22 protein-coding genes and 1 tRNA gene are annotated in these 23,699 nt (G+C 71.2%); 13 read left to right on the top strand and 10 right to left on the bottom strand.

Translation table 11 applies throughout. The annotated features are described in order from the left end of the window. The first annotated feature begins 62 nt into the window (after positions 1-62). Complete coding sequence (gene paaN / locus ACFVYX_RS06560) at positions 63-1,760, top strand: phenylacetic acid degradation protein PaaN (protein ID WP_389680221.1); 1,698 nt, start codon at positions 63-65, stop codon at positions 1,758-1,760. Between the two features lie 43 nt (positions 1,761-1,803). On the opposite strand, the gene ACFVYX_RS06555 is transcribed toward paaN, so the two are convergent. The 3 genes from ACFVYX_RS06555 to ACFVYX_RS06545 are packed head-to-tail and all read right to left on the bottom strand — an operon-like array spanning position 1,804 to position 4,615. After that, positions 1,804-2,502, bottom strand: a complete 699-nt coding sequence (locus ACFVYX_RS06555) for a TrmH family RNA methyltransferase (RefSeq protein WP_389680220.1) — start codon at positions 2,500-2,502, stop codon at positions 1,804-1,806. Continuing rightward, positions 2,499-3,764: an HTTM domain-containing protein gene (locus ACFVYX_RS06550; RefSeq protein WP_389680219.1), complete on the bottom strand. Its 1,266-nt coding sequence runs from the start codon at positions 3,762-3,764 to the stop codon at positions 2,499-2,501. Before ACFVYX_RS06550 ends, ACFVYX_RS06555 begins: the two co-directional genes overlap by 4 nt. Further along, the gene (locus ACFVYX_RS06545; protein WP_389680218.1) at positions 3,761-4,615 is read right to left on the bottom strand and encodes a DUF5819 family protein; all 855 of its coding nucleotides are present in this window, start codon (positions 4,613-4,615) and stop codon (positions 3,761-3,763) included. The genes ACFVYX_RS06550 and ACFVYX_RS06545 overlap by 4 nt, the downstream gene beginning before the upstream one ends. A 112-nt stretch (positions 4,616-4,727) precedes the next feature. Between ACFVYX_RS06545 and paaA the strand changes: the two genes are divergently transcribed. The 6 genes from paaA to ACFVYX_RS06515 all read left to right on the top strand — a co-directional run bounded on the left by paaA (position 4,728) and on the right by ACFVYX_RS06515 (position 9,585). Next, positions 4,728-5,750, top strand: coding sequence for a 1,2-phenylacetyl-CoA epoxidase subunit PaaA (gene paaA, locus ACFVYX_RS06540; RefSeq protein ID WP_389680217.1), 1,023 nt, complete (start codon positions 4,728-4,730; stop codon positions 5,748-5,750). Further along, entirely contained in the window at positions 5,747-6,034 is a 288-nt protein-coding gene (gene paaB, locus ACFVYX_RS06535; protein WP_188267519.1) for a 1,2-phenylacetyl-CoA epoxidase subunit PaaB, read from the top strand. Before paaA ends, paaB begins: the two co-directional genes overlap by 4 nt. Continuing rightward, positions 6,031-6,768: a 1,2-phenylacetyl-CoA epoxidase subunit PaaC gene (gene paaC / locus ACFVYX_RS06530; protein WP_389680216.1), complete on the top strand. Its 738-nt coding sequence runs from the start codon at positions 6,031-6,033 to the stop codon at positions 6,766-6,768. Before paaB ends, paaC begins: the two co-directional genes overlap by 4 nt. Further along, positions 6,762-7,265, top strand: a complete 504-nt coding sequence (gene paaD / locus ACFVYX_RS06525) for a 1,2-phenylacetyl-CoA epoxidase subunit PaaD (RefSeq protein WP_384106473.1) — start codon at positions 6,762-6,764, stop codon at positions 7,263-7,265. Before paaC ends, paaD begins: the two co-directional genes overlap by 7 nt. Next, positions 7,266-8,357, top strand: coding sequence for a 2Fe-2S iron-sulfur cluster-binding protein (locus tag ACFVYX_RS06520; protein WP_389680215.1), 1,092 nt, complete (start codon positions 7,266-7,268; stop codon positions 8,355-8,357). A gap of 94 nt (positions 8,358-8,451) precedes the next feature. Next, the gene (locus tag ACFVYX_RS06515; protein ID WP_389680214.1) at positions 8,452-9,585 is read left to right on the top strand and encodes an acyl-CoA dehydrogenase family protein; all 1,134 of its coding nucleotides are present in this window, start codon (positions 8,452-8,454) and stop codon (positions 9,583-9,585) included. Between the two features lie 22 nt (positions 9,586-9,607). Here ACFVYX_RS06515 and ACFVYX_RS06510 read toward each other — a convergent pair whose 3' ends face one another. From ACFVYX_RS06510 to ACFVYX_RS06495, 4 genes are all read right to left on the bottom strand, one after another. After that, positions 9,608-9,952, bottom strand: coding sequence for a rhodanese-like domain-containing protein (locus ACFVYX_RS06510; RefSeq protein WP_389680213.1), 345 nt, complete (start codon positions 9,950-9,952; stop codon positions 9,608-9,610). A 56-nt stretch (positions 9,953-10,008) separates the two neighbouring features. Next, complete coding sequence (locus ACFVYX_RS06505) at positions 10,009-10,827, bottom strand: hypothetical protein (RefSeq protein WP_389680212.1); 819 nt, start codon at positions 10,825-10,827, stop codon at positions 10,009-10,011. Positions 10,828-10,956: 129 nt separating this feature from the next. Then, entirely contained in the window at positions 10,957-12,417 is a 1,461-nt protein-coding gene (locus ACFVYX_RS06500) for a DUF2252 domain-containing protein (RefSeq protein WP_389680211.1), read from the bottom strand. A 125-nt stretch (positions 12,418-12,542) separates the two neighbouring features. Next, positions 12,543-13,658 (bottom strand): hypothetical protein, encoded by a 1,116-nt coding sequence (locus ACFVYX_RS06495; RefSeq protein WP_389680210.1) that lies wholly within the window; start codon positions 13,656-13,658, stop codon positions 12,543-12,545. Positions 13,659-13,750: 92 nt separating this feature from the next. On the opposite strand from ACFVYX_RS06495, the gene ACFVYX_RS06490 reads away from it, so the two are divergent. Next, on the top strand, positions 13,751-14,239 hold the full coding sequence (locus tag ACFVYX_RS06490) for a MarR family winged helix-turn-helix transcriptional regulator (protein WP_389680209.1): 489 nt from the start codon (positions 13,751-13,753) through the stop codon (positions 14,237-14,239). Between the two features lie 229 nt (positions 14,240-14,468). On the opposite strand, the gene ACFVYX_RS06485 is transcribed toward ACFVYX_RS06490, so the two are convergent. From ACFVYX_RS06485 to ACFVYX_RS06475, 3 genes are all read right to left on the bottom strand, one after another. After that, entirely contained in the window at positions 14,469-15,128 is a 660-nt protein-coding gene (locus tag ACFVYX_RS06485; protein ID WP_389680208.1) for a response regulator, read from the bottom strand. Positions 15,129-15,165: 37 nt separating this feature from the next. Further along, positions 15,166-16,944 (bottom strand): histidine kinase, encoded by a 1,779-nt coding sequence (locus ACFVYX_RS06480; protein ID WP_389680589.1) that lies wholly within the window; start codon positions 16,942-16,944, stop codon positions 15,166-15,168. Between the two features lie 164 nt (positions 16,945-17,108). Further along, positions 17,109-17,195 (bottom strand) — tRNA-Leu (locus ACFVYX_RS06475). Between the two features lie 507 nt (positions 17,196-17,702). Between ACFVYX_RS06475 and ACFVYX_RS06470 the strand changes: the two genes are divergently transcribed. The 5 genes from ACFVYX_RS06470 (at position 17,703) to ACFVYX_RS06450 (ending at position 23,697) form a co-directional block, all read left to right on the top strand. Further along, complete coding sequence (locus ACFVYX_RS06470; RefSeq protein WP_389680207.1) at positions 17,703-18,569, top strand: FhaA domain-containing protein; 867 nt, start codon at positions 17,703-17,705, stop codon at positions 18,567-18,569. Between the two features lie 10 nt (positions 18,570-18,579). After that, positions 18,580-19,101 carry an FHA domain-containing protein gene (locus ACFVYX_RS06465; RefSeq protein ID WP_389680206.1) on the top strand — a complete coding sequence of 174 codons (522 nt, stop codon included), beginning with the start codon at positions 18,580-18,582 and terminating at the stop codon, positions 19,099-19,101. Between the two features lie 179 nt (positions 19,102-19,280). Next, positions 19,281-20,771 carry a Stp1/IreP family PP2C-type Ser/Thr phosphatase gene (locus ACFVYX_RS06460; RefSeq protein ID WP_389680205.1) on the top strand — a complete coding sequence of 497 codons (1,491 nt, stop codon included), beginning with the start codon at positions 19,281-19,283 and terminating at the stop codon, positions 20,769-20,771. Positions 20,772-20,797: 26 nt separating this feature from the next. Continuing rightward, entirely contained in the window at positions 20,798-22,237 is a 1,440-nt protein-coding gene (locus tag ACFVYX_RS06455; protein ID WP_389680204.1) for an FtsW/RodA/SpoVE family cell cycle protein, read from the top strand. Continuing rightward, complete coding sequence (locus tag ACFVYX_RS06450; RefSeq protein WP_389680203.1) at positions 22,234-23,697, top strand: peptidoglycan D,D-transpeptidase FtsI family protein; 1,464 nt, start codon at positions 22,234-22,236, stop codon at positions 23,695-23,697. The genes ACFVYX_RS06455 and ACFVYX_RS06450 overlap by 4 nt, the downstream gene beginning before the upstream one ends. Positions 23,698-23,699: the final 2 nt, after the last annotated feature.

The following is a 23,699-nucleotide window of genomic DNA, read 5'->3' as shown; positions in this document are numbered from 1 at the left end:
GTTCGGTTACTCTAACTCCGTACGCGTCTCCCTGCCCAGCTCGACGAGGAGTTGGTCCATCCATGGCCACCGCTCAGCTGACCACCGACCGTCTGGCCGAGAAGCACCGGTCCACGCTCGACCAGGCGCTCGACACCATCCGCACCCGTGCCTACTGGTCGCCGCACCCCGAGCACCCGAAGGCCTACGGGGCGGACGGCTCGCTCGACGCGGCGGCGGGCCTCGCCGCCCACCAGTCCGTGCTGAACACCCGCTTCGAGCTCGACCAGCCCGGCACGGACGGCTGGACCGGCGGCGAGACCTCGCCGTACGGCCCGTCCCTCGGCATCGAGTACCCGCACGCCGACATCGACGTCCTGCTGCCCGCGATGCGCGCCGGGACGGCGGCCTGGCGCGACGCCGGGGCCGAGACCCGCGCCCTGGTCTGCCTGGAGATCCTCGCCAGGATCTCCGCCCGCACCCATGAGTTCGCCCACGCCGTCATGCACACCAGCGGACAGGCGTTCATGATGGCGTTCCAGGCCGGCGGCCCGCACGCGCAGGACCGCGGCCTCGAAGCCGTGGCGTACGCGTACGCGGAGCAGACCCGCACCCCCGCCGGACGGGCCGACTGGTCCAAGCCCCAGGGCAAGCGCGACCCCCTGGAGCTGAGCAAGGAGTTCACCCCGGTCGGCCGCGGCATCTCCCTGATGATCGGCTGCAACACCTTCCCCACGTGGAACGGCTACCCGGGCCTGTTCGCCTCCCTCGCCACCGGCAACCCGGTCCTGGTCAAGCCCCACCCGCGCGCGGTGCTGCCGCTCGCGCTCACCGTCCGCGTGGCCCGCGAGGTGCTCGCCGAGGCGGGCTTCGACCCGAACCTGGTCGCGCTCGCCGTCGAGCGACCGGGCGAGGGCATCGCCAAGACCCTGGCCGTGCGCCCCGAGATCCGGATCATCGACTACACCGGCTCCACCGAGTTCGGCGACTGGCTCGAGGCCAACGCCCGGCAGGCGCAGGTGTACACCGAGAAGGCCGGCGTCAACACGGTCGTGGTCGACTCCACCGACGAATACAAGGGCATGCTCGGCAACCTGGCATTCTCGCTGTCCCTGTACAGCGGCCAGATGTGCACCACCCCGCAGAACCTCCTGATCCCCCGCGACGGCATCACCACCGACCAGGGCCCCAAGTCGTACGACGAGGTCGTCACGGACCTCGCGGCGGCGGTCGACGGCCTCCTCGGCGACGACGCCCGGGCGAACGGCCTCCTGGGCGCACTGGTCAACCCCGACGTGAAGGCCCGTCTCGAGGCCGCCGCGGGACTCGGCGAGGTGGCGCTCGCCTCCCGCGAGGTGACGAACCCGGAGTACCCGGACGCCGTGGTCCGTACGCCGGTCATCGTGAAGCTGGACGGCTCCAAGCCCGACGCGCAGGCCGCGTACTTCTCGGAGTGCTTCGGCCCGGTCTCCTTCGCCGTATCGGTGGACTCCACCGACGACGCGCTTGAGCTGCTGCGGCGCACGGTCCGCGAGAAGGGCGCGATGACGGTCGGGGCCTACACGACCTCGGCGGACACGGAGCGCGCGGTCGAAGAGGTCTGCCTTGAGGAGTCGGCCCAGCTCTCGCTGAACCTCACGGGCGGGGTGTACGTGAACCAGACGGCCGCGTTCTCGGACTTCCACGGCTCCGGCGGCAACCCGGCGGCGAACGCGGCCCTGTGCGACGGCGCCTTCGTCTCCAACCGCTTCCGGGTGGTGGAGGTCCGCCGCCAGGCCTGACCACGCGCGCGTGGAGGCCCCGCGGGGCCTCCACGCCGCCGCCTCAGGGACTCTCGATCACCGCGTGGCGCTGCACCCACGCGTGCATCGCGATGGCGGCGGCCGCGCCCGCGTTGATCGAGCGGGTCGAGCCGAACTGGGCGATCGAGCAGACCATCTCCACATGGGCGCGGGCCTCCTCGGTGAGTCCCGGGCCCTCCTGCCCGAAGAGCAGCACACAGCGGCGGGGCAGCACGGTCCGCTCCAGCGGCACGGCTCCGGGCAGGTTGTCGATGCCGATGACGGGGATGCCCTCGGCCGCCGCCCACGAGGTCAGCGACTCGGTGTCGGGATGGTGCCGGACGTGCTGGTACCGGTCGGTGACCATGGCACCGCGCCGGTTCCAGCGCCGCCGGCCCACGATGTGGACCTCCTTCGCCAGGAAGGCGTTGGCGGTCCGCACCACCGAACCGATGTTGAAGTCGTGGCCCCAGTTCTCCACGGCCACATGGAAGTCATGGCGCCGGGTGTCCAGATCGGCGACGACCGCCTCCCGCGTCCAGTACCGGTAGCGGTCGACGACATTGCGCCGGTCGCCGCCGGCAAGCAGCTCGGGGTCGTACCGCTCGCCCTCGGGCCACGGTTCCGGGTGCGGCCCGACGCCGATCTCGGGGCCGAAGCCCTCGTCGTACTGGACCGGCTCCGCGGCCTCCGCGCCGGTTTCGCCGCCGGGCTTCTCGTCAGGGGTACTGGTGGTGCTCACCCGACGAGGGTACGGGGGCCCTGCTCCTCACCCGTACGGCGCTGCTCGGGCAGCTTCTCGACGGGCGCCCGCCGCAACAGCCGGTCCCTGCCCCGCACGACCCACGCGCCGAGCGCCACCAGGAAGGGCGTCGGCAGGAACACCGCGTCGGCGGAGATCATCGCGAGCGAGAAGACGGGCAGCCCGAGGATCACCGCGATCCCCGCGTGCTCCACCATCATCACGACGAGCAGGACGTTCTTGACCTTGCGGTGGAAGAGCGTGAAGGGGAAGGCGACCTGCACGATCACCGTGCCGTAGGTCAGCAGCAGCACCATGACGCCGCTGCCGGCGAGCAGATCGGAGAGGGCCGGCCACGGCGTGAAGTAGTCGAGGTGGAGCGGGTAGTACAGCGCGGTGCCGTCCTGCCAGCGCGAACCCTGGATCTTGTACCAGCCGGCCGTGGCGTAGATCAGACAGACCTCCGCCATGATCACGAAGAGGGCGCCGTTGTGCGCGAGATGGGCGAGCGCGTCGAGCAGGGTGCGCGGCTCCCCCGGCGCGTACCGGCAGACCAGCCACCACAGGCCGTTCCCGAGCCACAGCACCCACAGCAGTACGGGCAGCCACCACTCGCCGGTGACCTCGCTGAACCAGGTCGTGGCGAGGAGGAGACCGCCGAGCACGATCCACAGCAGCGGGCCGACGAGGTCCTCGCGCGGCGGTCGGCCCGCAAGGGTGGCACGGGCGTCACGGGCCGCCCGTCGGGCGTCCAGGGACCACACCTGGGCGCAGCGGGTGAGCACGAGGTAGATCGCGGCGAGGTGGAGGACGTTGTCGCCGCCGTCGCCGACGAAGACGGACCGGTTCTGCAGCGAGAGCACCCCGGCCATGAAGACCACCGAGACGGCCCGGGTACGCCAGCCGACGAGGAGCAGCACGGCGGAGAGCACGGCGAGCGCGTAGACGACCTCGAACCAGAGCCGGCCGTCCGACCACATCAGGGCGGTGAAGGACCGGTTGTCGGCGATCAGCCGACGGGCCATCTCCCAGGACCAGGGGCTGTCGGGGCCGTACAGCTCGTGCCGGTGCGGCAGCTCGCGCAGCAGGAAGACCAGCCAGGTCAGCGCGACGCCGATCCGCACGATCGCGCTCTGGTACGGGCCGAGGGAGCGGCTCGTGACGGTCTGGACGGCGCGGGCGAGCCGTCGGTCGAGGGGCTCGCGGGTACGCGTGCGCGTGGCGGTGGCCGGGGGAGGGGTGAGGGGCTGGGGGGTGGTCATCGGCCCGCCTCCGTGCGGCTTCGGTCGGCTCCGGCGGAGCGGTCGGCTCCCGCGGCCGGATCGGCCGCGGTCGGCAGGTCCGCTCCGGCGGGCAGGTCGGCGGCGGTGACCGGCCACCACGGGAAGTCGCGGTAGGAGGGGTCCGTGTCGGTCTTCTCGAAGCTCCACCGGGGCGCGGCGACAGCCCTGGTGACGGTACGGAGCTGGATGCGCCGCACATCGCCCGCGATCGGCCGGCCGTCGGGGCCTTCGAGGGCGGGCAGGCCGTCGAGGCGGAGCATCGCGATCCGGCGCATGTACTCCTCCGAGAGGCGGCCGCGCATCCCGTTGGGGCGGTCCTCGTCGGAGTGCGAGTTGAGGTAGAAGTCGATGGCCCGGCGGAGCTCGTTCTGCTGGGCGTGGCTGGGCATCGGGTTGTGGCGGATGGCCTCGGCGTCCTGGGCGGTGAGGTCGATCCAGTCGGTGGTACGGCGGCCGCCGCCGGGGGTGGCGAGCTCGGCGCGGACCTCGACGGCGGTGTTCTGCTGGAGCGGGTTGGGCGCGAAGAGCTTCCAGTTCTGCTCGAACTCGGGATAGACCCAGTCGTCGACGGCCTGGCCGTGCCGTTTGGTCACCGTGTTGGACGGCGCCACGTGCAGGAACACCATCGCCAGGTGGACGCAGGCGAACACCCCGGCGACGGCGAGCGCCACGGCGAGGACGACCTGGTAGGGCAGCGAAAGGGCCATGATCCCGTGGGCCGCGCGGTGCGCCGGGGGTGCGGTGCCGGGAGCCACGGCCGGGGGGTCCGCAGGGGCTGCCGGGCGGTCCTCGTCCACGTCGGCGGCGCCCTTCTCGACGTACGCGTCCATCCCGTCCCGCTCCCGTTCGGCCCACCCCGGTTATCCACAGGGTTGACACCATACGGGCCGTCGACTCACCATTGAAGTCATTCAACCGAACGATCGGTCGGTAGGGGGTCTGATGACCGCAGTGACGGCAGGGACAGCAGCGACCACGGGCGTGCCCGGCGTGTCGGACACGGCCGTGGCGGCGGAGCAGGCCGGGTACGAGGCCGTGTTCGACGCCGCCGTGGCCGCCGACGAGCGGATCGAGCCGCGCGACTGGATGCCCGAGGCCTACCGGGCCTCGCTCGTCCGGCAGATCGCGCAGCACGCCCACTCAGAGATCATCGGCATGCAGCCGGAGGCGAACTGGATCACCCGCGCGCCCTCACTGCGGCGCAAGGCGATCCTCATGGCCAAGGTCCAGGACGAGGCCGGCCACGGCCTGTATCTGTACAGCGCGGCGGAGACCCTCGGCACCAGCCGCGACGAGCTGCTCGACAAGCTCCACGCGGGCCGCCAGAAGTACTCCTCGATCTTCAACTACCCGACGCTGACCTGGGCCGACGTCGGCGCGATCGGCTGGCTGGTGGACGGGGCCGCGATCACCAACCAGGTCCCGCTCTGCCGATGCTCGTACGGGCCGTACGCCCGCGCGATGGTCCGGGTCTGCAAGGAGGAGTCCTTCCACCAGCGCCAGGGGTACGAGGCGCTGCTCGCCCTCTCCCGGGGCACCGAGGCCCAGCACGCCATGGCGCAGGACGCGGTGGACCGCTGGTGGTGGCCGTCCCTGATGATGTTCGGCCCGCCGGACGACGAGTCGACCCACACCGCCCAGGCGATGGCCTGGAAGATCAAGCGCCACACCAATGACGAGCTGCGGCAGCGCTTCGTCGACATCGCCGTTCCGCAGGCCGAGGCCCTCGGACTCACCCTCCCCGACCCCGACCTCCGGTGGAACGAGGAGCGCGGGCACTACGACTTCGGCCCCATCGACTGGACCGAGTTCTGGGACGTCCTCAAGGGCAACGGCCCCTGCAACGACCAGCGGCTCAGCAAACAGCGCCAGGCCCACGAGGACGGCGCCTGGGTCAGAGAAGCCGCGGCCGCCCACGCGGAGAAGCACAAGAACACCGGCAAGCACGGGGAGGCACAGGCATGACGAGCGACGGTTGGCCGCTGTGGGAGGTGTTCGTGCGCTCCCGCCGCGGACTGTCCCACACCCACGCGGGCAGTCTCCACGCGCCCGACGCGGAGATGGCACTGCGCAACGCCCGCGACCTGTACACCCGCAGGAGCGAAGGCGTGTCGATCTGGGTCGTGCCCTCCTCGGAGATCACCGCCTCCTCGCCCGACGAGAAGGACCCCTTCTTCGAGCCGGCCGCCGACAAGCCCTACCGCCACCCGACGTTCTACGAGATCCCGGAGGGGGTGAAGCACCTGTGAGCACCCCCGACACCCGTGAGGGCGCCCTGCTCACCGGCGCCGCACTCGCCCTCGGCGACGACGCACTCGTCCTCTCCCACCGCCTGGGGGAGTGGGCCGGCGCCGCCCCCGTCCTGGAGGAGGAGGTCGCCCTGGCGAACATCGCGCTCGACCTCCTCGGCCAGGCCCGGGTCCTGCTCTCCCTCGTCGGCGACGAGGACGAACTGGCGTACCTGCGCGAGGAGCGTTCCTTCCGGAACGTCCAGCTGGTCGAACAGCCGAACGGCGACTTCGCCCATACCATCGCCAGGCAGCTCTACTTCTCCACCTACCAGCGCCTCCTGTACGGGCAGCTGGCCGCCGGGGACGGCCCCTTCGCCGGTCTCGCGGCCAAGGCCGTCAAGGAGGTCGCCTACCACCAGGACCACGCCGAGCACTGGACCCTTCGGCTCGGAGACGGCACCGCCGAGAGCCACGAGCGGATGCGCCGGGCCTGCGACGCCCTCTGGCGATACACGGGCGAGCTGTTCCAGCCCGTCGAGGGCCTCGACGTGGACCACGCGGCCATGGAGAGCGCCTGGCTGGCATCGGTGACGGACGTCCTCGGCAGGGCCACGCTCACCGTGCCCGAGGGGCCGCGTACCGGCGCCTGGGCCGCGGGGGCAGGCCGGCAGGGACTGCACACGGAGCCCTTCGGCCGCATGATCGCCGAGATGCAGCACCTGCACCGCAGCCACCCGGGAGCGTCATGGTGACCATGACCGCCCTGGAAGAGGAGCTGAGCCGGATCGCCGGCGCCGTCCTCGACCCCGAGCTGCCCGTCCTCACCCTGGCGGAGCTCGGCGTGCTGCGGGGCGTCCAGGTCACCGGCCCCGGCCGGGTGGAGGTCGCCCTCACCCCGACGTACACGGGCTGCCCCGCCGTCGAGGCCATGTCCTCGGACATCGAGCGCGCGCTCCACGAGCACGGAGTGCCGGAGGTCTCGGTCGTCACGGTCCTCGCCCCCGCGTGGTCCACCGACGACATCAGCGAGGAAGGGCGCCGCAAGCTCGCCGAGTTCGGCGTCGCCCCGCCGCGCCCCCAGGGCCCCGGCCCGGCCGGCGGTCCGGTGCCGCTGACCCTCGCGATCCGCTGCCCCCACTGCGGCTCCACCGACACCGAGCTCCTGAGCCGCTTCTCCTCGACCGCGTGCAAGGCGCTGCGCCGCTGCACCGCCTGCCGCGAACCGTTCGACCACTTCAAGGAGTTGTAGATGGTGTCCTCAGGCGCCGCCGGACGGGCCGGGTTCCATCCGCTCCGGGTGAGCGAGGTCGAGCGGCTCACGGACGACTCCGTGGCCGTCACCTTCGCCGTCCCGCCCGAACTCCACGAGACGTACCGGCACCTCCCGGGCCAGCACCTCGCCCTGCGCCGCACGGGCGAGCGGGGCGAGGAGATCCGGCGCACCTACTCGATCTGCGCCCCCGCCGCCCCGGCAGGCGAGCCCCCCGTACTCCGCGTCGGCATCCGGCTCGTCGACGGCGGCTCGTTCTCGACGTACGCCCTCAAGGAACTGACCGTCGGCGACCTCGTCGAGGTCATGGAGCCGATGGGCCGCTTCTCGCTCACCCCGCGCCCCGGCCACTTCGCAGCCGTCGTCGGCGGCAGCGGCATCACCCCGGTCCTGTCGATCGCGGCCACTCTGCTCGCCCGCGAGCCGGAGGCCCGGTTCTGTCTGATCCGGAGCGACCGTACCGCCTCGTCCACGATGTTCCTCGACGAGGTCGCCGACCTGAAGGACCGCTACCCCGACCGCTTCCAGCTGGTCACCGTGCTCTCCCGGGAGGAACAGCAGGCGGGCCTGCCGTCCGGCCGTCTCGACCGCGAGCGGCTCGCCGAGCTGCTGCCCGCGCTGCTGCCGGTCGACACGATCGACGGCTGGTTCCTCTGCGGCCCCTTCGGGCTCGTCCAGGGCGCCGAGCGCGCGCTCCGCGGCCTCGGGGTCGACCGTGGCCGGATCCACCAGGAGATCTTCCACGTCGACGACGGCTCCGCACCCGCCCCGGTACCGGCCGGCGACACCCCCGCGCACGCCACCCTGACGGCAACCCTGCACGGCCGGTCCGGCAGCTGGCCCGTCGACCGGGGCGAGACCCTGCTCGACACGGTGCTCCGCGCCCGCGCGGACGCCCCGTACGCCTGCAAGGGCGGGGTGTGCGGCACCTGCCGCGCCTTCCTCGTCGGCGGAGAGGTGCGGATGGACCGCAACTTCGCGCTCGAACCGGAGGAGACAGAAGCCGGATACGTGCTCGCCTGCCAGTCCCATCCGGTCACCCCGGACGTGGAGTTGGACTTCGACCGCTGACAAGTCCGGCCGCAGCCCATTCCCTTCCACTAGAACCTGTTCTATCTTGACGAACCGTCAGGACGGACGGGGGCGACAACGGGAGGGCAGGGCAGTGGACTTCACCTTCACCGAAGAACAGCAGGCGGCCGCCGAGGCGGCGAAGGCGGTCTTCTCGGGCGTCGCGCCCGACGCGGTACCGAGCCCCGCCCTCACGCCGGGCGCCGTCTCGGAGGACCTGGACCGCCCGCTCTGGGCCCGCCTCGCCGCCGCCGACCTGCTGAGCCTGACGGCGCCCCCCGAGCACGGGGGCGCCGGTCTCGACGCCGTCGCACTCTGCCTCGTCCTGCGCGAGTCGGCCCGCGTCCTCGCCCGCGTCCCCCTCCTGGAGACCAGCGCCGTCGCCATGACCGTCGGGCGGTACGCCTCCCCGGAGACGGCCGCCGCACTGCTCCCCCGGGTGGGCCGCGGTGAACTCGTCCTCACCGCCGCTTCCCAGGGGCGTACCGGACACGACCCCGCCGAGCGTGCCGTCACCGCTCGCCGCGACGGCACCGCCTGGCTCCTCGACGGCCTCCAGACCGCCGTTCCCTGGGCCCACGGAGCCGACCTCGTCGCCGTACCCGCGCACACCGCCGAGGGCCGCTCCGTCCTCGCCCTGCTGCCCCGGGCGCACGACGGTCTCACCCTCACCGCGCAGTACTCCACCAACGGCGAGCTCCTCGCCGAACTACGGCTCGACGCCGTACGCCTCGACGCCGCCGACGTCATCGACACCGAGGGCGCCTGGGAGTGGCTGCGCGGGATCCTGACCACCGGCACCTGCGCGCTCGCCCTCGGCCTCGGCGAGACCGTGCTCACCATGACGAGCCAGTACACCGGGAAACGCGAGCAGTTCGGCCACCCGGTGGCCACCTTCCAGGCCGTCGCCATGCAGACCGCCGACCGCTACATCGACCTGCGCGCCATGGAGGCCACCCTCTGGCAGGCCGCCTGGCGTCTCTCCAGCGCATCCGAAGGAAGGCTCCCCGCCACGGGGGACATCGCCGTCGCGAAGATCTGGGCCTCCGAGGGCGTACGGCGCGTGGTGCAGACCGCGCAGCACCTCCACGGCGGCTTCGGCGCGGACACCGACTACCCCCTGCACCGCTACCACGCCTGGGCCAAACACCTTGAGCTGTCCCTCGGCCCCGCCGCTGCCCACGAGGAGGCCCTGGGCGACCTGCTGGCCACCCACCCCCTCGGCTAGGACGGGCCCCGGCCGGCAGCCGTCAGAGGACGAAGGCCGGGCTGCCGCTGGCCGTCACCATCGGGCGTCCGGCACCGTCCCAGGCGAGCATCCCGCCGTCGACGTTCACCGCGTCGAAGCCCTGCTGCACCAGATACTGCGTGACCTGCGCCGACCGGCCGCCGACCCGGCACATCACATAGGCGCGACCACGCTCGGCCACGGCCTCCGTCACCTCACCGAAGCGGGCCACGAAGTCGCTCATCGGCACGTGCAGCGCGCCCTCGACATGACCGGCCGCCCACTCGTCGTCCTCCCTGACGTCCAGCACCAGGGCATCGGCCGGCACGGAAGCCGCGTCCACCGAGGGGAGCGGGGAGAAATTCATGGGACAGGCCTTCTCTCGTCAGTACCGCCCGAAGGAACCCGAGCGCACGGAAAAACCTACTGCACCAGCTCGGTCAGCTCGTTCTCCCGCTCGGAGACCTGCGCGAGCAGCTGCTCCGCGATCTCCTCGAGGAGCCGGTCCGGGTCCTCCGGCGCCATCCGCAGCATCGCGCCGATCGCGCTCTCCTCCAGCTCGCGGGCCAGCGCCGACAGCATGTCCTTGCGCTCCGCCAGCCACTCCAGGCGCGCGTACAGCTCCTCGCTCTCGCTGAGCCGCTCCTCGGCCGGCACGGGACCGGCCTCCCACTCCGCGGAGAGCTCCCGCAGCAGTGCCTCGTCACCACGGGCGTAGGCCGCGTTGACGCGCGTGATGAACTCCTCGCGCCGCTTCCGCTCGTCCTCCTCGCGGGCCAGGTCGGGGTGGGCCTTGCGGGCCAGCTCCCGGTAGAGCCTGCGGGCTTCCTCGCTGGGACGGACCCGCTTCGGAGGCTGCACCGGCCGGTCGGTGAGCATGGCCTCCGCCTCGGGGGAGAGGCCGTCGGAGTCGATCCAGTCGTGGAACAACTCGTCCACCCCGGGCATCGGCATGACGGCGGCCCGCGCCTCCTGCGCCCGCCGCAGATCCTCCGGGTCGCCGGTACGGGCGGCCCGCGCCTCGGCGATCCGTGCGTCGAGCTCGTCGAGCCGCGCGTACATCGGGCCGAGCTTCTGGTGGTGGAGCCGCGAGAAGTTGTCCACCTCGACCCGGAACGTCTCGACGGCGATCTCGAACTCGATCAGAGCCTGCTCGGCCACCCGCACGGCCCGCTCAAGCCGCGCCTCGGGCCGCTCGTCCCCGGGCCCCTCGTTCACACCCTGGTCCACGCTCACGTCCACGCCCGCCCAGTCCTCGTTCCGCCTCGTCCCCCCAGCCTACGGGCCTCGGGGGGCCTCCCCCCTCCCTCCCCTCCCCCTTCCCCTCTCCCGCCCCCGCCCCGCCGCCGCCCCCCGCTCACGCGACGGACGTCAGACGCCCAGTTCCGCCGCTATGCGACCCGCGCGGACGGCCGCGAGCAGGTCGGCGTGGTCACTGGTGGTGCGGTCCGCGTACGAGACCGCGAAGGCGGCGACGGCCTCGTCGAACTCCTCGTTCTTGCCGCAGTACCCCGCTATGAGCCGCGGGTCCGCGCTGTGGGCGTGAGCACGGGCGAGCAGCGCTCCGGTCATCCGGCCGTAGTCGTCGACCTGGGCGACGGTGAGCGCGGCGGGGTCGACACTGCCCTTGCGGTTGCGGAACTGCCGCACCTGGAAGGGGCGCCCCTCGACCGTGGTCCAGCCGAGCAGGATGTCGCTGACGACCTGCATCCGTTTCTGCCCGGCCACCACCCGCCGCCCCTCGTGGCCGGGGGCCGGCACGGTGAAGCCAGCGGCGGGCAGATGGGGCAGCAGGGCGGACGGCCTGGCCTCCTTCACCTGGAGCACCAGCGGCTCGCCCCGGTGATCCAGGAGGAGCACGACATAGGAACGGGTGCCGACGCTGCCGGTGCCGACCACCCGGAAGGCCACGTCGTGGATGGCGTACCGCGCGAGCAGCGGCAGCCGGTCCTCGGAGACGGTCTCCAGGTAGGCGCCGAGGGAGGCGGTGACCGCGGCGGCCTCGGCGTCCGGGACCCGGCGCAGCACCGGGGCCGCGTCCACGAATCTTCGCCCGCCGCCCTCCGCGTCGCTCACGACCTCCGTCGACCGGGCGGCGAATCGGGCGCTGGTGTTGTTGCGGGCCTTCGCGGACACCCGCTCCAGGGTGCCGAGAAGATCACGGGCGTCGGTGTGCGAGACCAGTTCCTCGTCGGCGATCGCGTTCCAGGCGTCGAGCGCGGGAAGCCGGGCGAGCAGGCGCATGGTGCGCCGGTAGGCGCCGACGGTGTCGAAGGCGGCGGCTCGGCACATCTCCTCGCTCGCGCCCACCTCCCGGCCCGCGAGCACCAGGGATGTGGCGAGCCGCTTGAGGTCCCATTCCCAGGGGCCGACGACGGTCTCGTCGAAGTCGTTGAGGTCCATGACGAGCCGGCCGCGGGCGTCGCCGTAGAGCCCGAAGTTGGCGGCGTGGGCGTCGCCGCACAGTTGGGCGGCTATCCCGGTGACGGGGGTGCCGGCGAGGTCGTGGGCCATGAGACCGGCGGATCCGCGCAGGAAGGCGAAGGGGCTCGCCGCCATCCTGCCGACCCGTATCGGCGCGAGCTCGGGGACCCGGTCGCGGCTCGACTCCTCCACGGCCCTGACCGCGTCCGGGCGGTCGGCGGCGAGAGCGGGCCGGGAGTGCGAGGAGCGCGGCACCCGCTGCCTCAGTTCTTTGCCGCGTTCCTTGTGTGCCGTCCCGACGCCGACGTCGGCACGGCGCGCGAACCCCGGCACGTGCGGCACGCGCACGCCGCCCGGCCCTCCGTCCTTACCGCGCTGTCCCGGCACCACTGCCTGGATCCCGTCCATGGCACGCCCTCCCCCGACGAAAGTCCAACATCATCCGCGCAGACGGTACCGCCGCAGCGGAGTGGGCGTCTTCCCCTGTGGACAACGCCGACGACGCCCTGTGGACAAGCCTCTGTGGACCGTCCTCAGACCGCGACCGCCTCCTCCATCTCCTCCTCGGCCTCGGACCCGGACCTCGCCTCGGCCTCGGACCCGGACCCGGGCCCGGGCCCCGCCTCGGACGCGGCCCCTGCCGGGGCGTCGGCGCCCGCCCCACGGGCCCGCCTCGTCTCGGTGATCCCGGCGACGACGACGAGGGCGGCCCCGGCCAGGAACCAGAGGGCCAGGACGAGGACGTGCCCGCCGAGCGCGTGCCCGCCGAAGTACACATGGCCGCGTACGCCCTCGACGAACCCCGCGCCGTTCCAGAAGGCGTGCAGGGCGCCGAAGAAGCCGGGCTGGAGCTCGGGCCGGTAGATGCCGCCGGAGCTCGTGAAGTTGAGCATGACGAAGAGCACCATCACGCCGAGCGTCGTCCAGCGGCGCAGGAAGGTGTGCAGGCCGACGCCGACGAGCAGGATGCCCGCCGCGTACAGCCAGGACAGCGCCCACACCCCTCCGAGCCCCTGGTCGACCAGGTGGAAGACCGGTCCGGCGAAGAGTGTCCCGATCAGGCTGACGACGAACGACATCCCGGCGGCGAGGAAGGCCCTGATCCGCATGGGCAGGACGGCCCCGGCCCCACCGAGGACGGCCACCGAGGCGTACGCGCCGATGCTGAGGGCGACGAGCAGGAAGAAGACGCCCTGTCCGGTGGGGTCGCCGGAGGCGACGGGTGCCACGTCGGTGACCTTGAGCGGGGCGTCCCGCTCGGCTGCGACCTTGGTGAACAGCTTCTCGACGGCCATGGCGGTGGTGTCGGAGGACGCCGAGGCGACGAGCAGCTCGGGCCTCTCGCCGGGGACGTAGGCACCGAAGCTGCTCTGCTCGCGCAGGGCGGCGACGGCTGCTTCCCGGTCGGTGACGGTACGGACGTCGAGGGCGCCGGCGCCCTTGTCCTGGAGGGTCTGCGCCAGGACCTGGGTGGTGGGACCCGAGCCGACGACATCGACGCGCAGATCGTGGGGTTCGGGGGCGTGGAAGGCGCCGAGGTAGGCGAGTCCCATGCCGACGCACATCAGCAGCGGGGTGAGCAGATGCCCGAGGACATGCCGCAACGCGCCGCTGGTCGCCTTGGGTCCTGTGGACACCGAGACCTCCATGGTTGGCTTTTACAACTAAAGAACCGTTGTACTATACAACTGAAAGTGCGTGGCGAGCGCACCTTGCCCGCCCGACGACGAGGGAGCCCACCATGACCGGCGGCACAGAGCCCCCACGCGAGGTGTCCATGGACGTCATCCAGCGTGAGCTGACGGCCTTCGCCCGCCGCGCCCGCGCCGCGGCGGCCCGGGTACACCCTGAGCTCCCGCTCGTCTCGTACACGCTGCTCGCACACATCGAGGAACAGCGCGGCTGCCGCGCGACCGATCTCGCGGCCCACTACCTGCTGGACAAGTCGACGGTCAGCCGCCAGCTCGCCGGCCTGGAGAAGCTCGGCTTCGTCGAGCGCCGCCCCGCCCCCGACGACCACCGCGTGCACGTCCTCCACCCCACCGAGGCAGGCACCACGGTGCTTGCCTCGGCCCGGACGAACCGCCGCGCGGCCTACCAGAAGCGCCTCAAGGACTGGTCGGCCGAAGACCTCGACCGCTTCGCCGCCTATCTGCTCCGCTACAACGCGGCCGGCCAGAACGCCGTCCCGGACGGCCCCCCGGACGGCCCCTCACGCCCCCCACACTGACCAAACGGCAGCTGACGAACAGCCCCGGCGCCCGGGGCCGGCGCCACCCGTACCCGGACAGAGCCCCCCGGCAGCCCCTCGCCCCGGTCCGGCGCCGCTCGCACCCGGCCAGTGCCTCCCCCGACAGCCCCTCGCCCCGGCCCGCCCCGCCCGTACCCGGCCAGTGCCTCCCCCGACAGCCCCTCGCCCCCCCCCTCCGGCGCCGCCCCTCCCCGCGCAGCCCTCGCCCCTAGAGCCCCGCGTCCCGGGCCAGCAGCGCCGCCTGCACCCGGTTCTCACAGTCCAGCTTGGCGAGGATCCGGCTCACATACGTCTTCACCGTGGCCTCGCTCATGTGCAGCCGCTTCCCCGCGTCCGCGTTGGAGAGCCCCTCCCCGAGCAAGGCCAGCACATCTCGCTCCTTCTCGCTCAGCCCGGCAACCCGCCCCCGCGCCTGCTCCGCACGGACCGCCTCCCGGCCCCCGGCGAGCCGCTCCACCACATGACGGGTCGCCGCCGGCGAGAGATAAGCGTCGCCCGCCGCGGCCGCCCGCACCGCCCGTATCAGCTCCGCCGGCGCCGTGTCCTTGAGCAGGAACCCGGCTCCACCGTGCTCCAGCGCCCGCAGCACGTTCTCCCGCTCGCCGAACGTCGTCAGGACGATCACCCGGGCCTTCGGCACCGCTCGGCGCAGCTCCGGCAACGCCGAGAGACCATCGAGCACCGGCATCTGGATGTCGAGCAGCACCACATCGGCCGCGTGCGCCCGAGCGGCTTCGATCGCCTGACGGCCGTCGGCGGCCTCGCCGACGACCTCGATCTCCGGGTCCGAGGTGAGAATCATCCGGATCCCTGCCCTGATCAGAGGCTCGTCGTCGGCGATCACGACCCTGATGGCCTGCCCTGCCACTGCTGTTCCCCCACGCTTCGGTACGGGCGGATCAGCGCTACCGCGCCTCGACCTCGTACGACTTCTTCTCGATCAGCTTGCCGTCCCTGAAGCAGAACCGGAATACGGGCTCCTTGTCGAAGGACTCGCTTATCTCCGAGGACATCAACACCAGGCAGTCGGCGCCGTCCGGCATCGCGGGTCCCTTGCCCCCCAGGCCGGCGGTGGCGATCGTGTCACCCGAAGGGAGCCGGTCGCGGACCTCCTCCTCGGGCGAGCCGACCTTCACCGCTGCGTACTCCTCGGGGTCGATCATCCCCTCCTGCATCGAACCCATCAGGAAGAAGAGACCGAAGCCCGCCGCGACCACCAGCAGCACAAACGCGGCGAACGCGATCCCACAGCCCAACGCGACCGAACCACCCGTGCTTCTGGTCCTGCCCCCATGCACCGCCATAGCGAGCTCCCGCTCCGTGAACGTCCAGTCGGCCGGTCCGACCCCGACCGGACGACCATCGCCCACCAGCGGCTTCGTGGTCTGCTGCCGGAAGTCGTCGGCCACATCGACCAAAGGCGCTGCCTCCGCGACCGGCGCCGCCCCGTACGGCAGCATCCCCGCCACCCGGAACCCGCCGCCGTCGGCCGGACCCGCGTGGCACATGCCGCCGACCAGACGAGCGCGCTCGGCGAGCCCGGTCAACCCCTGTCCGCCGCTCACCATGTCCTTCGCCGGCCCTCCCGACGGCTGCTCGTTGAGCACCTCCACCACGAAGGTGTCCGGCTCGTACCGCAGCTCGACACCGATCGGGGCCCCCGGCGCGTACTTGTAGGCGTTGGTCAGGGCCTCCTGCACGATCCGGTACGCGGCATGGTCGGCGGCCGGCGCCAGCGTCCGCTCCTCCCCCGACCGTCTCAGCCCGACCGCGGTGCCGGCCGCCCGCGCCGCCTCCACGAGCCCCTCGATGCCGGCGATCCCCCGCGCGGCCCGTCCCGTCTCGTCGCCGGCCCGCGACGGCGCCCCGACCGTACCGTCGACGGCCTCGACGCCGTCGCGGAGTATCCCGACGACCTCCCGCAGTTCATGCATCGCGGTCACCGACGCGTTCCGCAAGACTCCGACCACCTCGCGCTGACGCCCGCTCAGCTCCCGGTCCACCTCCAGGGCGCCCGTATGCACGGCGATGAGGGCCAGTTGGTGCCCGAGGCTGTCGTGCATGTCCTGGGCGATCCGCTGCCGCTCCCGCAGCCGCGCCTGCCAGGCCACCATGGTCCGCTCCCGCAGCAGTTGGGCGTTGCGCTCCTGGAGCGCGTGCAGCAGGGTCCTCCGCTGGGTCCAGTAGCGGTGGGCGAGCCCGGGGGCCAGCGTCGTGCCCAAGTAGTAGAGGGTCGCCGTAAGGGCTATGACGAGCATCCGCTGTGGGTCATAGGTCCCCAGGAGGCTCGCCCCGACGTTCACGACGAAAGCGACGATGAAGGCGGCCAGCGCCCGCCCGGCGCCCGCGATGTACCGGCCGGACGACCAGCCGACCACGAGGAGCACAAAACCGAAACCGGGCACGAGAGGCGCGACCCCCGCGGTCAGGACCAGCACGCTCGCGGGGAGTCTGCGCCGCACCAACGACAGCACGGCGGAGCCGACGGCGACCCCGGCCAGCTGCCAGCCCTCGCCGCCCATGAGTTCCTCGGACCCTGCGCCGAGCAGCGCGACGACCGCGGCGAGCGCCACCTCCCCGGTGATCCTGCGCCCCGACCACTGCCCCGGCACCGCGAACCAGGCCCACCAGCCGGCGAGCACGGCCACGGCCCCGGACGAACTCCGGGCCCCCGACTTCGACATAACGTCCACGCTCGCACCGTACGCATCGGCCCGATCCCGGGGCTTCCCACTTTCGTCTCGGCCCCCGACGACAAAAGTCGTGTGCCGCCGACGAGGAACGTGGGAAGGCTCACACCACGACAACGCGGAAGCCCCGTAGGTCGATGACCTACGGGGCTTCCGTCTGGTGCGCGAGGGGGGAGTTGAACCCCCACGCCCTTTCGGGCACTGGAACCTGAATCCAGCGCGTCTGCCTATTCCGCCACCCGCGCATTGGGTGTGCTCCGGGCTCTCTCACTCTTCGGTGCGAGCGCCTGGCGACATCAGAAGATTAGCACGTCGCAGACCGTGGATTCACATCCGTTGTTTCGGCTCCGCTCGGGCAGACCAAGGTGAGGAAGGGGCAGAAGCACGGAAGCGGGAGGACGGGGAAGAAGGTGAGGGCCGAGACGGACGAACCGAGGCGGGAGCGAAGACAGGAGGGAACGGAGAAGAGAGGCGAAGCAGCGAGATGAGGAGGGAAGGAGGGGGAGGAAGGTGGGAAGGAGAGGGATGAACGGGACGGACCACCCCCGGCACCACCCCGTACCCCGGACCGAGCCCCCGCTCCCACAGCCGGGTGCGGGACACTGTCCACAGGCCGCCTCTACGATCCGTGGGGAAAGCCTGTGAGAGGTGACACTCGTCCACAGGGCAGAGAAGGGGAACCAGCCGATTTCCCGACGCGTGGATACGATCAGTAAGCAGTACCAGGACGACAACGACGGAGGAGGTGCCCCATGGGAGTCCTGAAGCGTTTCGAGCAGCGTCTCGAAGGTCTGGTCAACGGCACCTTCGCCAAGGTCTTCAAGTCCGAGGTCCAGCCGGTCGAGATCGCCGGCGCGCTCCAGCGCGAGTGCGACAACAACGCGCAGATCTGGAACCGCGAGCGGACCGTCGTCCCCAACGACTTCATCGTGGAACTGAGCGCGCCCGACTACGAGCGCCTCAGCCCCTACTCGGGCCAGCTCGGCGACGAGCTCGCCGGCCTGGTCAGGGACTACGCGAAGCAGCAGCGGTACACCTTCATGGGCCCGATCAAGGTCCATCTGGAGAAGGCCGAGGATCTCGACACCGGCCTGTACCGGGTCCGCAGCCGCACCCTGGCGTCGAGTACGTCACAGTCGCAGCCGCCCGCGGGCGGACAGCAGCACCACCAGCAGCAGAGCCCGGCACAGGGTCGCGGCGGCTACGGGTACCCCCCGGCCGGCGCTCCGCCCATGCCCGCCTCCCCGCCCCCCGGCGCTCCCGGCCAGCGGCCGTCGGCCGCCGCGGGCGGAGCCGGCGCCATGCCCGGCCCCGGCACCCACGGGGGAGCGGGCACCCGGGCGCGCCACTGGATCGAGATCAACGGCACCCGCCATCAGATCTCCCGCCCGACCCTGGTCCTCGGCCGCAGCACCGACGCGGACGTGAGGATCGACGATCCCGGCGTCTCCCGCCGGCACTGCGAGATCCGGACCGGAACGCCCTCGACGATCCAGGATCTGGGATCCACCAACGGCATCGTGGTGGACGGGCAGCACACCACCCGCGCTACGCTCCGCGACGGCTCGCGGATCGTCGTGGGCAGCACCACCATCGTTTACCGGCAAGCCGAAGGGTGAAGCGGGGGCAATGTCAGAGCTGACCCTGACGGTCATGCGGTTGGGTTTCCTGGCCGTTCTGTGGCTGTTCGTCATCGTGGCCGTCCAGGTCATCCGTAGCGACCTCTTCGGTACGCGGGTGACCCAACGCGGTTCGCGGCGCCAAGAGGCGCGACCGCAGCAGCAGGCGCGGCAGACCGCCGCGCCTCCGCAGCAGCGCGGCCAGCAGACCGCGGGCGGTGGGCGGCAGCGCCGTGGCGCCCCGACCAAGCTGGTCGTCTCCGAGGGCACCCTCACCGGCACGACCGTCGCCCTCCAGGGGCAGACGATCACGCTGGGCAGGGCGCACGATTCGACGATCGTGCTGGACGACGACTACGCGTCCAGCCGGCACGCCAGGATCTACCCGGACCGGGACGGCCAGTGGATCGTCGAGGATCTCGGGTCCACCAACGGCACGTATCTCGACCGGACCCGCCTCACCACCGCCACGCCGATTCCGCTGGGCGCGCCGATCCGCATCGGCAAGACCGTCATCGAGCTGCGGAAGTAGTGCTACATCATGAATAGGCGCGAGCGGAGCGAGCGAGTCGGGACGGTCCCCGCCACCGGCCGTGCCGTGCTCCCGACCGGAGCGACTGAGGCGACCGGCGTGACCGGAGCGACCGGAGGGTGGGCAGTGTGGGTCGAGACCGGCCGTACCCCGATGCAGCGGCGACAGGGCAGGTGCGCATGACTCTGTCCCTGCGATTCGCCGCGGGCTCGCACAAGGGAATGATCCGCGAGGGCAACGAGGACTCGGGCTATGCCGGTCCCCGGCTGCTCGCCATCGCCGACGGCATGGGTGGCCAGGCCGCCGGCGAGGTCGCCTCCTCCGAGGTGATCTCCACCCTCGTCACGCTCGACGACGACGTCCCCGGCTCCGACATCCTCACCTCGCTCGGTACGGCGGTGCAGCGCGCCAACGACCAGCTCCGGATGATGGTCGAGGAGGACCCGCAGCTGGAGGGCATGGGCACCACGCTCACCGCACTCCTGTGGACCGGGCAGCGGCTCGGTCTCGTGCACGTCGGCGACTCGCGCGCCTATCTGCTCCGCGACGGTGTCCTCACCCAGATCACCCAGGACCACACCTGGGTCCAGCGGCTCGTCGACGAGGGCCGGATCACCGAGGAAGAGGCCACCACCCACCCGCAGCGCTCGCTGCTCATGCGCGCGCTCGGCAGCGGCGACCACGTCGAACCCGACCTCTCCATCCGTGAGGTCCGGGCCGGCGACCGCTACCTGATCTGCTCCGACGGCCTGTCCGGCGTGGTCTCGCACCAGACCCTCGAGGACACCCTCGCCAGCTACCAGGGCCCGCAGGAGACCGTGCAGGAGCTGATCCAGCTCGCACTGCGCGGCGGTGGCCCCGACAACATCACGGTGATCGTCGCCGACGTCCTCGACGTCGACGGCGGCGACACCCTCGCCGGTCACCTCAGCGACACCCCGGTCATCGTGGGCGCGGTCGCCGAGAACCAGGCCCAGCTGAACGACGGCGGGGCCATGCAGACCCCGGCCGGCCGTGCCTCCGGTCTCGGCCGCACGGCCGCGCACCAGCAGCCGCCCGCCGGCGGCTTCGGTCCTCCCGGCAGCGGCGACGGCCACGGCTACGGCGGCATGCCCCCGCAGGGCTCCTTCGATTCGTACACGGACGACGACTTCGTGAAGCCGCGCACCGGCCGCAAGTGGCTCAAGCGCTCCTTCTTCCTGGTCCTCGCCCTTGCGGTCCTCGGCGGCGGTCTGTACGGCGGCTGGCGCTGGACGCAGACGCAGTACTTCGTCGGTTCCAAGGACCAGCACGTGGCGCTGTACCAGGGGATCAGCCAGGACCTGGCCTGGGTCTCGCTCTCGAAGGTCCAGAAGGACCACCCCGAGATCGAACTCAAGTACCTCCCCGCCTACCAGCGGAAGCAGGTCGAGGACACGATCACGGGCGGCAGCCTCGGCAAGGCCCAGACGAAGATCGCGGAGCTGGCGGCGCAGGCCTCGGCCTGCAAGAAGACCGAGCAGCGCCGCGAGGCCGCCGAGAAGGCCGCCGACCAGGCGAGCAAGCCGCCGACCGAGAAGCCCGGCGACACCGCCACCCCTGACCCCAAGCCCACCACAGCCGCTCCGTCCCCGGGTCCCACCCTCACCGCGGAGGAGCAGAAGCTGGCCTCGAACTGCGGCAAGCAGTAAGCACCCGTAGGGGGCCTTTCACCACCATGAGCGTTGTCACCAACACGACCACCATCGGCGCGATCGATGCGCCGAGCCGTCGCAACACCGAGCTGGCGCTGCTCGCGTTCGCCGTCGCCATCCCGGTGTTCGCGTACCTCAACGTGGGCCTGGCCATCGACGGCGAGATCCCGGCCGGCATGCTCGGGTACGGGCTCGGGCTGGCCCTGCTCGCCGGCGTCGCCCACCTCGTGGTGCGGAAGTGGGCTCCGTACTCGGACCCGATGCTGCTGCCCCTGGCGACCCTGCTCAACGGCATGGGCCTGGTGCTGATCTGGCGTCTTGACCAGTCGCCGCGGCTGATCGCGACGTCGATGCGGCTGTACAAGTCCTTCAGCCCCGACGCTCCGAGCCAGATGATGTACTCGGCGATCGGCATCGCCATGTTCGTGGGCGTCCTGCTGCTCCTGAAGGACCACCGCGTCCTCCAGCGCTACACGTACATCTCCATGGTGGTGTCCCTCATCCTGCTGCTGCTGCCGCTGGTCCCGGGCCTCGGCGCGGACGTCTTCGGCGCCAAGATCTGGATCAAGGTCGGCGGCTTCTCCATCCAGCCCGGTGAGTTCGCCAAGCTGGTCCTGGCGGTGTTCTTCTCCGGCTATCTGATGGTGAAGCGCGATGCGCTGGCCCTGGCCAGCCGCCGCTTCATGGGGCTCTACCTGCCGCGTGGCCGTGACCTCGGCCCGATCCTGACGATCTGGGCGGTCAGCCTCCTCATCCTGGTCTTCGAGAACGACCTCGGCACCTCGCTGCTGTTCTTCGGCATGTTCGTGATCATGCTGTACGTGGCAACCGAGCGGACCAGCTGGATCGTCATGGGTCTGCTGATGGCCGCAGGCGGCGCGGTCGTCGTGAGCTCCTTCGCCAGCCACGTCCAGTCGCGTGTGGCGGCCTGGCTCGACCCCTTCGGCTGCCTGGAGACGGCGACCGACCAGAACATGCTCAACGCCTGTGACCAGATGACCCAGGTGTTGATGTCCTTCGGCTCCGGCGGGATCCTCGGTACCGGCCTCGGTCAGGGCAATTCCGACCTCATCAGCTTCGCCGCCAACTCGGACTTCATCTTCGCCACGGTCGGCGAGGAACTCGGCCTCGCCGGTGTGATGGTCTTCCTGCTCCTCTACGGGCTGATCGTCGAGCGCGGTGTCCGTACCGCCCTCGCCGCCCGCGACCCCTTCGGCAAGCTGCTCGCGATGGGGCTCTCCGGCGCCTTCGCGCTCCAGATCTTCGTCGTCGCCGGCGGTGTGATGGGCCTCATCCCGCTCACCGGTATGACCATGCCGTTCCTCGCGTACGGCGGATCCTCCGTGATCGCCAACTGGGCTCTGATCGGCATCCTGATCCGGATCAGCGACACGGCGCGCCGTCCCGCGCCCGCGCCCGCCCCGTCCCCCGACGCCGAGATGACCCAGGTGGTCCGTCCGTGAACAAGCCGCTGCGCCGGGTCGCGATCTTCTGCGGCCTGCTCATCCTCGCCCTGCTCCTGCGGGACAACTGGCTCCAGTTCGTCCGTGCCGACGAACTGAACTCCCACCCGAAGAACACCCGCGTCCGGATCGAGCGGTACGCGAACGAGCGCGGCAACATCATCGTCGACGGCAAGCCGATCACCGGCTCCGTCGACTCCAAGGACCCGTACTACAAGTTCAAGCGCACCTACACCGACGGCCCCATGTGGGCCCCGGTCACGGGTTACGCCTCGCAGGCCTACGACGCCAACCAGATCGAGAAGATCGAGGACGGCATCCTCACCGGCAACGACGACCGGCTCTTCTTCGACCGCACGCTCGCCATGTTCACCGGTGAGAAGAAGAAGGGCGGCGACGTCGTCACCACCCTCAGCGGGGCCGCGCAGAAGGCCGCGTACAAGGGCCTCGGGAAGAACACCGGCGCCGTCGTCGCCATCGAGCCAAAGACCGGCAAGATCCTGGCGCTCGCCTCCACTCCCTCGTACGACCCCTCGTCCTTCGCCGGGTACTCCCGCAAGGACGAGAAGGCCTGGGTGGCGCTGGAGAACGACAAGAACAAGCCGAAGCAGAACCGCGCGATCCGCGAGATCTACCCGCCCGGTTCCGTCTTCAAGGTCGTCACCGCCGCCGCGGCACTGGAGAACGGCAAGGTCACCGACATCAACGCGGCGACCGACACCCCCGAGGGCTGGAAGATCCCGCTCTCCAACAAGGAGATGATCAACCATGCCAAAGGCTGCGCCGACGCCAGCCTGAAGCGTGCTCTCGACATCTCCTGCAACTCGGTCTTCGCGAAGCTCGGCGACGACGTCGGCGTCGAGAAGATGAACGAGATGGCCGAGAAGTTCGGTTTCAACGCCGAGCAGTTCACGCCGGTCCGTTCCTCCGCCTCCGTCTACGACAAGAAGGCCGACCGCGGCGGAAACGCGCTCTCGTCCATCGGTCAGTTCAACACCGCGACCACCCCGCTCCAGATGGCGATGGTCACGGCGGCGATCGCCAACGACGGCAAGCTGATGAAGCCGTACATGATCGACCAGCTGCGGGCCCCGAACCTCGACGTCATCAAGCAGAACGAGCCGGAGGAGATGAGCCGGCCGGTCTCGCCGCAGAACGCGCAGCTTCTCCAGCAGATGATGGAGAGCGTCGTCACCAACGGCACCGGTGGCAACGCCGACCTGAACATGGACGGCGTGAAGGTCGGCGGCAAGACGGGTACGGCCCAGCACGGCGACAAGAACGCCAAGCGTCCGTACGCCTGGTTCATCTCGTACGCGAAGACCTCCGAGGGGTCCCCGGTCGCGGTCGCCGTGATCGTCGAGGACTCGGAGGCCGACCGCGAGGACATCAGCGGTGGCGGCCTGGCCGCCCCGATCGCGAGGGATGTCATGAAGGCGGTCCTGAAGAGCCGAGGCTGACG

This window comes from Streptomyces sp. NPDC058326 (assembly GCF_042879855.1).
GTDB lineage: Bacteria > Actinomycetota > Actinomycetes > Streptomycetales > Streptomycetaceae > Streptomyces.
Note: the sequence above shows the minus strand (reverse complement) of the source record. Positions and strands in the feature narration are given on the sequence as shown.